Annotated in this window: 8 protein-coding genes; 4 read left to right on the plus strand and 4 right to left on the minus strand. The window is 76.2% G+C overall.

Annotation, left to right across the window (positions count from 1 at the left end; genetic code table 11):
* Window positions 1–46 precede the first annotated feature (46 nt).
* Both mug and KIK08_RS10530 read right to left on the minus strand, forming a co-directional pair.
* Window positions 47–601, minus strand: a complete 555-nt coding sequence (gene mug / locus KIK08_RS10525; protein ID WP_214402858.1) for a G/U mismatch-specific DNA glycosylase — start codon at window positions 599–601, stop codon at window positions 47–49.
* 18 nt (window positions 602–619) lie between these two features.
* The gene (locus tag KIK08_RS10530) at window positions 620–1,021 is read right to left on the minus strand and encodes a MarR family winged helix-turn-helix transcriptional regulator (RefSeq protein WP_214402859.1); all 402 of its coding nucleotides are present in this window, start codon (window positions 1,019–1,021) and stop codon (window positions 620–622) included.
* A gap of 28 nt (window positions 1,022–1,049) precedes the next feature.
* Here KIK08_RS10530 and KIK08_RS10535 point away from each other — a divergent pair, with 28 nt between their 5' ends.
* The 4 genes from KIK08_RS10535 (at window position 1,050) to KIK08_RS10550 (ending at window position 4,583) form a co-directional block, all read left to right on the plus strand.
* Entirely contained in the window at window positions 1,050–1,505 is a 456-nt protein-coding gene (locus KIK08_RS10535; RefSeq protein WP_214402860.1) for a MarR family winged helix-turn-helix transcriptional regulator, read from the plus strand.
* A gap of 71 nt (window positions 1,506–1,576) precedes the next feature.
* Window positions 1,577–2,650 (plus strand): ATP-dependent DNA ligase, encoded by a 1,074-nt coding sequence (locus KIK08_RS10540; RefSeq protein WP_214402861.1) that lies wholly within the window; start codon window positions 1,577–1,579, stop codon window positions 2,648–2,650.
* A 77-nt stretch (window positions 2,651–2,727) separates the two neighbouring features.
* Window positions 2,728–3,297, plus strand: a complete 570-nt coding sequence (locus tag KIK08_RS10545) for a TetR/AcrR family transcriptional regulator (protein WP_214402862.1) — start codon at window positions 2,728–2,730, stop codon at window positions 3,295–3,297.
* Window positions 3,294–4,583 carry an FAD-dependent oxidoreductase gene (locus KIK08_RS10550; protein ID WP_214402863.1) on the plus strand — a complete coding sequence of 430 codons (1,290 nt, stop codon included), beginning with the start codon at window positions 3,294–3,296 and terminating at the stop codon, window positions 4,581–4,583. The genes KIK08_RS10545 and KIK08_RS10550 overlap by 4 nt, the downstream gene beginning before the upstream one ends.
* Before the next feature lie 9 nt (window positions 4,584–4,592).
* Here the strand turns inward: KIK08_RS10550 and rlmN are convergent, their stop codons facing one another.
* Together rlmN and KIK08_RS10560 are read right to left on the minus strand one after the other, a co-directional pair.
* Entirely contained in the window at window positions 4,593–5,708 is a 1,116-nt protein-coding gene (gene rlmN / locus KIK08_RS10555; RefSeq protein WP_214402864.1) for a dual-specificity RNA methyltransferase RlmN, read from the minus strand.
* Window positions 5,705–6,696 (minus strand): hypothetical protein (locus KIK08_RS10560; protein ID WP_214402865.1); only part of this gene is annotated, 992 nt, incomplete at its 5' end. The genes rlmN and KIK08_RS10560, both read right to left, overlap by 4 nt.

Raw genomic sequence — 6,696 nt, forward strand, 5'->3', positions numbered from 1 at the left:
CCGCGTCGTCGAGTGGAGGCCCGATCCTCCTCCGGGCCGGCGGGGCTCAGCCGGCGGCCTCCCGCAGCCGGGCGAACTCCTCGCCCAGCGTCGCCGGCGTCCAGTGCGCGTTGAGGCCGCTCGGGTTGGGCAGCACCCAGATCCGCGTCGCGCCCCAGCGCTCGTCCCGCGGGCCGACGCCGGCCTTCGGCAGGCCGAACGCCGTGCGGTACGCGGTGATGCCGACGACGGCCAGCCACACCGGGCGCACCTGCTCGACCAGCTGCCGCAGCCGCCGCCCGCCGGCCACCAGTTCCTCGGTGGAGAGCTCGTCGGCGCGGGCGGTGGCCCGCGGGGCCATGTTGGTGATGCCCAGGCCCAGGCCGGCCAGCTCGCCCTGCTCGGCGGGCAGCAGCCGGCGCGGGGTGAACCCGGAGGCGTGCAGGGCGGGCCAGAAGCGGTTGCCCGGCCGGGCGAAGTGCAGGCCGGTCGCGGCGGAGACGAGCCCGGGGTTGATGCCGCAGAACAGCACGCGCAGGGGCGGGTCGCCGGGGCCGGGCAGGACGTCGTCGACGGTCCGGTCGCGGGCGGCGGCGAGGTCGGCCGGGGTCAGCGCGGGCACCCGGGCATCGTGCCCGGTTCAGCTCGCCGCCGCGTTCGCGGCCATCCGGCGCAGGACGTCGACGGTGGCGGCGTACTCGGCGGGCGCGATGCCGGCCATCACCCGCTCGCGCTGGGCCCGCACGGCCACCAGGAGCCGGTCGCGGGCGGCGGCGCCCTCGGCGGTGAGGGTGATGCGGTCGCGCTCGGTGCGCACCCACCCGCGCTCGGCCAGCGCGCGCACCGGTGCGTCCGCCTCGGCGGGGTCGGCGAAGAACGGCGCGAGCGCCCGCGCGGTCCCCTCCCCCGCGGCCACGTTGAGCAGCTGCCACTGGCGGCGGTCGACGCCCTCGCCGGCCAGCGCCCGGGGCAGCGCCTCCTCCAGGGCGCGGTCGAGCTGCTTGACCCACCACCCGATAGGCTTGTCTTCTGACATGTACATGTCAAAGAGTATGCATCGGGGTGGTGCGATGGTCCAGGACGGGACCGACCGGTCGGTGGCCGCGGTGGCGGCGGCGATGGTCGCCGTGCGCCGCCAGCAGTCGCGGCGGGCGCTGGGCCGCGCCGCCGGGGCCTCCGACGTCGACATCGCCGTGCAGGAGGTGCTCGACGCCGTCGACGTCGCCGACGCGGCCGGGGCGCCGGTCGGGGTCACCGGGGTCGCCGGGGCGCTGGCCGTCGACCAGCCGCGGGCCAGCAAGCTGGTCGCCGCGGCCGTGGCGGCCGGTCTCGTGCGCCGCGAGGCCGACCAGGCCGACGGGCGCCGCTCGCGGCTGGTGCTCACCGCGGACGGCCGCGAGCGCCTGGCCCACGTCCACGCGCACCGCGAGGCGCGCTTCGCCGCGGCGATGGCCGACTGGAGCGAGGCCGAGCGGGCCGCCTTCGCCGCTCTGCTGACCCGGTTCGTCGCCGGCCTGGGCCGCTGACCGGGCGCACGACCAGCCCCGATCGGGTGCCCGCCGGTCGCCTGCTTGCCGCGGGGGGCAGGATGACCTGCGTGGACCTCCCCGTGATGCCCCCGGTGAAGCCGATGCTGGCCAAGCCGATCGCGAAGATCCCGACGGGCCGGCTCTACGAGCCCAAGTGGGACGGCTTCCGCTCGATCATCTTCCGCGACGGCGACGAGGTGGAGATCGGCAGCCGGAACGAGCGGCCGATGACCCGCTACTTCCCCGAGGTCGTGGCGGCGGTCAGGGCCAACTTCCCGGACCGGGCGGTGATCGACGGCGAGATCGTCGTCGCCGACACCGACCGCAACACCCTCGACTTCGAGGCCCTGCAGCAGCGCATCCACCCGGCGGCGTCGCGGGTGAACCTGCTGGCCGAGCAGACCCCGGCCAGCTTCATCGCCTTCGACCTGCTGGCCGTGGGCGACGAGGACCTCACCCAGCGCCCGTTCGCCGAGCGCCGGGCACGGCTGGAGGAGGCGCTCGCCCAGGCCGGGTCGCCCGTGCACATCACCCCGCTCACCGACGACCACGAGCGCGCGCAGCGGTGGTTCGAGCAGTTCGAGGGAGCGGGCCTGGACGGCCTGATCGCCAAGCAGCCCGACGAGGTCTACCAGCCCGACAAGCGGGTGATGGCCAAGATCAAGCACGAGCGCACCTGCGACTGCGTCGTGGCCGGCTACCGGGTCCACAAGTCCGGCCCGGACGCCATCGGCTCGCTGCTGCTGGGCCTGTTCGACGAGCGCGGCGTGCTGGCCTCGGTCGGCGTGATCGGGGCGTTCCCGATGGCCTTGCGGCGCGAACTGTTCGCCGAGATGCAACCGCTGGTCACCGGGTTCGAGGGCCACCCGTGGAACTGGGCGGCGCACGAGCAGGGCGAGCGGACCCCCCGCAAGAACGAGGTGAGCCGGTGGAACGCCGGCAAGGACCTGTCGTTCGTGCCGCTGCGCCCGGAACGGGTGGTCGAGGTGCGCTACGACTACATGGAGGGCGTGCGGTTCCGGCACACCGCGCAGTTCGTGCGCTGGCGCCCCGACCGCGACCCCGAGTCGTGCACCTACGAGCAGCTCGAACGGCCGGTCTCGTTCGACCTGGCCGACGTGCTGGGCGTCCAGGGGGCCTGAGCGCGGCCCACCCGGGTCCCGGCACGTCCTGAAACACCCCCTTGCACGGGCCATCGTGCGTCCCTAGGCTCAACCAAGTGGTTGGTGGAGATGCGGCGGGACGCCGGGAGCAACTCGTGCTGGCGGCGTTCGGTCGCGTCGCCGAGGTGGGGTTCGAGGGCCTGCGGCTGCGCCAGGTCGCCGAGGACGTCGGCATCGACCACTCGACGCTGCACCACCACTTCGCGACCAAGCAGGACCTGGTGCTGGCCGTCGCGGAGTACGCCACCCGGCAGTTCTGGGTGCTGGGCGAGGGCCCGGCGGACCCGGTGCGGGCGCTGCGCGCGCACCTGGCCGGCCTGCTCCGCATGCTCGACGAGCGCCCCGAGCTGTTCGCGGTGACCGTCGAGCTCGACCTGCGCGCCCGCCGCGACCCCGCGGTCGCCGAGGCGATGGCCCGCCACCAGGCCGGCTGGCGTGAGGTCCTGTCCGCGGTGCTCGCCGCCGGCAACGCCGCCGGGGCGTGGCGGGCCCCGCTGGACGTGGCGGTCACCACCGAGCTGGTGATCGCGGTGGTCAAGGGCGTGCGGCTGGCGCCGGAGACGGCCGGGGCGGTGTTCGCGCAGCTGGAGGACGCACTGATCGGTACACGGGGGGAGCAGTCATGAAGGTGGTTGTCATCGGCGGCGGGATCGGCGGGCTCGCTCTCGCCCAGGCACTGCGTCGAGCGGGGGTGGACGTCGCCGTGCACGAACGCGACGAGGGGCCGGGCACCCGGTGGGAGGGCTACCGCATCCACATCAACCCGGCCGGTGCGCGCGCCCTGAGCGCCTGCCTGCCGGCGGCCCGGTGGCAGGAGTTCCGCGACACGGCCGGGCCCGGCGGCGACTTCGGCTTCCTCACCGAGCGGCTGCGCGAGCTGCTGGTCGTCGAGGAATCGATCATGTACCCGGACGGGGCGGCCGACCCGGCCGAGGACCACTACGCCGCCGACCGGGCGACCCTGCGCCGCCTGCTCGCCGAGGGCCTCGACGACGTCGTCCACTACGGCGCCGAGTTCGTCGGGTACGAGGTGCTGCCCGACGGCCGGGTGCGCGCCGACTTCGCCGACGGCCGGTCCGCGGTCGCCGACCTGCTCGTCGGCGCGGACGGCGCCGCATCGCGGGTGCGCCGCCGGCTCCTGCCCGGCGTGCGCACGCTCGACGCCGGCGCCGTCGGTGTGGCGCACAAGATCTGGCTGACCGACGAGATCCGGGCCGCGCTGCCTGCGCGGCTGTGCACGGGCATGAACGCGGTGCTCACCAGCGGCCCGTGCTTCCTGTTCACCTCGGTGTTCGAGCCGCCGCAGCCCGACGCGCGCCCCTACCTGCTGGCCGCGCTGGTCGCCCGACCCGATGTGCTGCCCCCCGACGTCACCGAATTGGACGGCGACGCCCTGCGCGTGGCGGTGGACGTGCTGGTCTCGGGCTGGGATCCGCGGCTGCGGCGCGCACTGGCCGCCGCCGACCCGCGCAGCCGGACCGCCGTCGCCTTCCGAGCCACCGGCCCGCTCTCGCCGTGGCCCGCCGGCCCGGTGACCGTGCTCGGCGACGCCATCCACGTCATGCCGCCGATCGGCGGCCTGGGCGGCAACACCGCCCTGCGCGATGCGCACCTGCTCGGCCGGCTGCTGCCGGCGGTCGCCCGCGGCGAGCGCGACCTGCTGGGCGCGGTCGGCGAGTACGAGGCCGAGATGCGCGAGTACGGACCGGCGGCCGTGCGGTACGCGATGGACCAGAAGGAGCAGACCCTCGCCGGCTCCGACGGCCCGATCGCCGCGGTCACCGCGCGGCTCTTCTTCGGGCTGTGCGCGTCGGTGCCCGCCGTGCGCCGGTGGGCGTTCGGGCGGGAGTGGAGCCGGGTCGCGGCGGCCCGGGCGTGGGAGCGGGCGGAGCGGCCCGCGCTCGCCGGCTGACCGGCCGGGTCAGACCTGGGCCGCGAGCTGGCCGCAGGCGGCGGCGATCTCCCGGCCCCGGGTGTCGCGCACGGTGCAGGCGACGCCGGCGTCGCGCACGATCCGGACGAACTCGTCCTGCACCGGGCGCGGCGAGGCGTCCCACTCGCTGCCCGGCGTCGGGTTGAGCGGGATGAGGTTGACGTGCACGCGCTTGGCCCCGACGCGCTGGCGCAGCAGCTTGGCCAGCAGCTCCGCGCGCCATGGGTGGTCGTTGACGTCGCGGATCAGCGCGTACTCGATGGAGACCCGGCGGCCGGTGGCCTGGGCGTAGCGACGGGTGGCGTCGAGCACCTCGGCGACCTTCCACCGGTTGTTCACCGGCACCAGGGTGTCGCGCAGCTCGTCGTCGGGGGTGTGCAGGGAGACGGCGAGGGTGACCGGGAGGCCCTCGGCGGCGAGCTTGTCGATCGCCGGGACCAGGCCCACCGTGGAGACGGTGACACCGCGGGCGGAGATGCCCAGACCGTCCGGGGTGGGCTCGGTGATCCGCCGCACGGCCGCGACCACGCGCTTGTAGTTGGCCAGCGGCTCGCCCATCCCCATGAACACCACGTTGGACAGCCGGGCGGGGGCGCCGAGTGCGCCGTCGCGGGCGGCCGCGGCCGCCTGCCGGACCTGCTCGACGATCTCGGCGGTGGACAGGTTGCGCTGCAGGCCGCCCTGGCCGGTGGCGCAGAACGGGCAGGCCATGCCGCAGCCGGCCTGGCTGGAGATGCAGACGGTGGCGCGGTCGGGGTAGCCCATCAGCACCGACTCGGCGCGGGCCCCGTCGTGGCCCTTCCAGAGGGTCTTGCGGGTGGTCCCGTCGTCGCAGGCCTGTTCCAGGACGGGGACGACCAGCGGCGGCAGGAGCTCGCCGAGCTTCTCGCGGGCGCCGGCCGGCAGGTCGGTCATCGCGTCGAGGTCGGCGGTCAGCCGGCCGAAGTAGTGGCGGGCGAGCTGGTCGGCACGGAAGCCGGGCAGGCCCAGCGCGCCGACCTCGGCCCGGCGCTGGGCCGGGTCGAGGTCGGCGAGGTGACGCGGGGTCGGCGTGCGCCGGGGCGCGTCGAAGACGAGGGGGAGGGTGCTGGGCTGCGCAGTCATGACCCCCCGATTGTGCCAGGTCGCCCCGGCTCGCCCCCGCGGCGCAGCGCGTAGGCCAGGGTGGCCGCGCCCAGCGCCGGTCCCCAGACCGGCAGCGGGAACACCAGCTGCATCCACGGCTCGCCCCCCGCGACCGTCATCATCGCCATCGGCACCGCGGCCGAGCAGATCACCAGCGCGACGAGCGCACCCGGCACCACGGCGGCGGCCACCGGGACCGGGCGCCCGCGCAGCCCCGGCACCCACCGCGGCCACACCTCGCCCCAGCGCGCGACCAGCCCGGCCGTGAGCACCGCTCCGGCCACCGCGGCGCCGCCCAGGAGCAGCCCCTGCAGCCGCATCTCGCCCACCACCTGCAGCTCGGTCCCCTCCGGCACGCCCAGCGGCCACGGGGTCAGCCAGGTGGCCCGCAGCAGCGCGTACGGCAGCGGGCACAGCACGGCGATGACCGTGGCGACGCGGCCCCAGCGCGCGGCCGCCTCCGGACGGGTCCACGCGACGGGCGCGCCGCCGGCAGCCTCCCGCCCGGCCGTCCACCCCAGCGCGAGCCACAGCACCCCACCCGCGGCCAGGAGGAGCAGGACGAGCGAACGCGGCGCCGTGCGCGCCAGACCGCCGGCGAAGGCGGACGCCCACGTGCCCAGCACGTCGCCGTCGGCCACCCCGCTCACCCACGCCGCCACCAGGACGAGCACCAGGACCGCGGCCACCGCCGCCGCCAGCCGGGAGCGCAGCGCGCCGGCCAGCAGCGTGCCCAGCAGCACCACCGGACCGAACGCGGCCATCAGGTAGCCGAGCAGCACCAGCAGGCTCAGCCCGGGGGCCAGCAGCAGGAACGCGACCCCGTACAGCACCGCCGCCGACACGACGACGGCCGTGGCGGCGCCCGGGCGGTGCCCGGCCGCGACCCGCCGCGCGCGCACCGCGGCGACGAGCGCGACCAGGACGCCCAGCGCGCCCGCCCCCACCAGCAGCGGTGGGCCGACCG

This window comes from Pseudonocardia lacus (assembly GCF_018531445.1).
GTDB classification, from domain to species: Bacteria; Actinomycetota; Actinomycetes; order Mycobacteriales; family Pseudonocardiaceae; genus Pseudonocardia; species Pseudonocardia lacus.

What these genes read in the sequence shown, in the direction of transcription:
- KIK08_RS10530 (WP_214402859.1), bottom strand. Translation starts at nt 1,021, where the DNA reads ATGTACATGTCAGAAGACAAGCCTATCGGGTGGTGGGTCAAGCAGCTC.
- KIK08_RS10535 (WP_214402860.1), top strand. Translation starts at nt 1,050, where the DNA reads ATGGTCCAGGACGGGACCGACCGGTCGGTGGCCGCGGTGGCGGCGGCG.
- KIK08_RS10550 (WP_214402863.1), top strand. Translation starts at nt 3,294, where the DNA reads ATGAAGGTGGTTGTCATCGGCGGCGGGATCGGCGGGCTCGCTCTCGCC.
- rlmN (WP_214402864.1), bottom strand. Translation starts at nt 5,708, where the DNA reads ATGACTGCGCAGCCCAGCACCCTCCCCCTCGTCTTCGACGCGCCCCGG.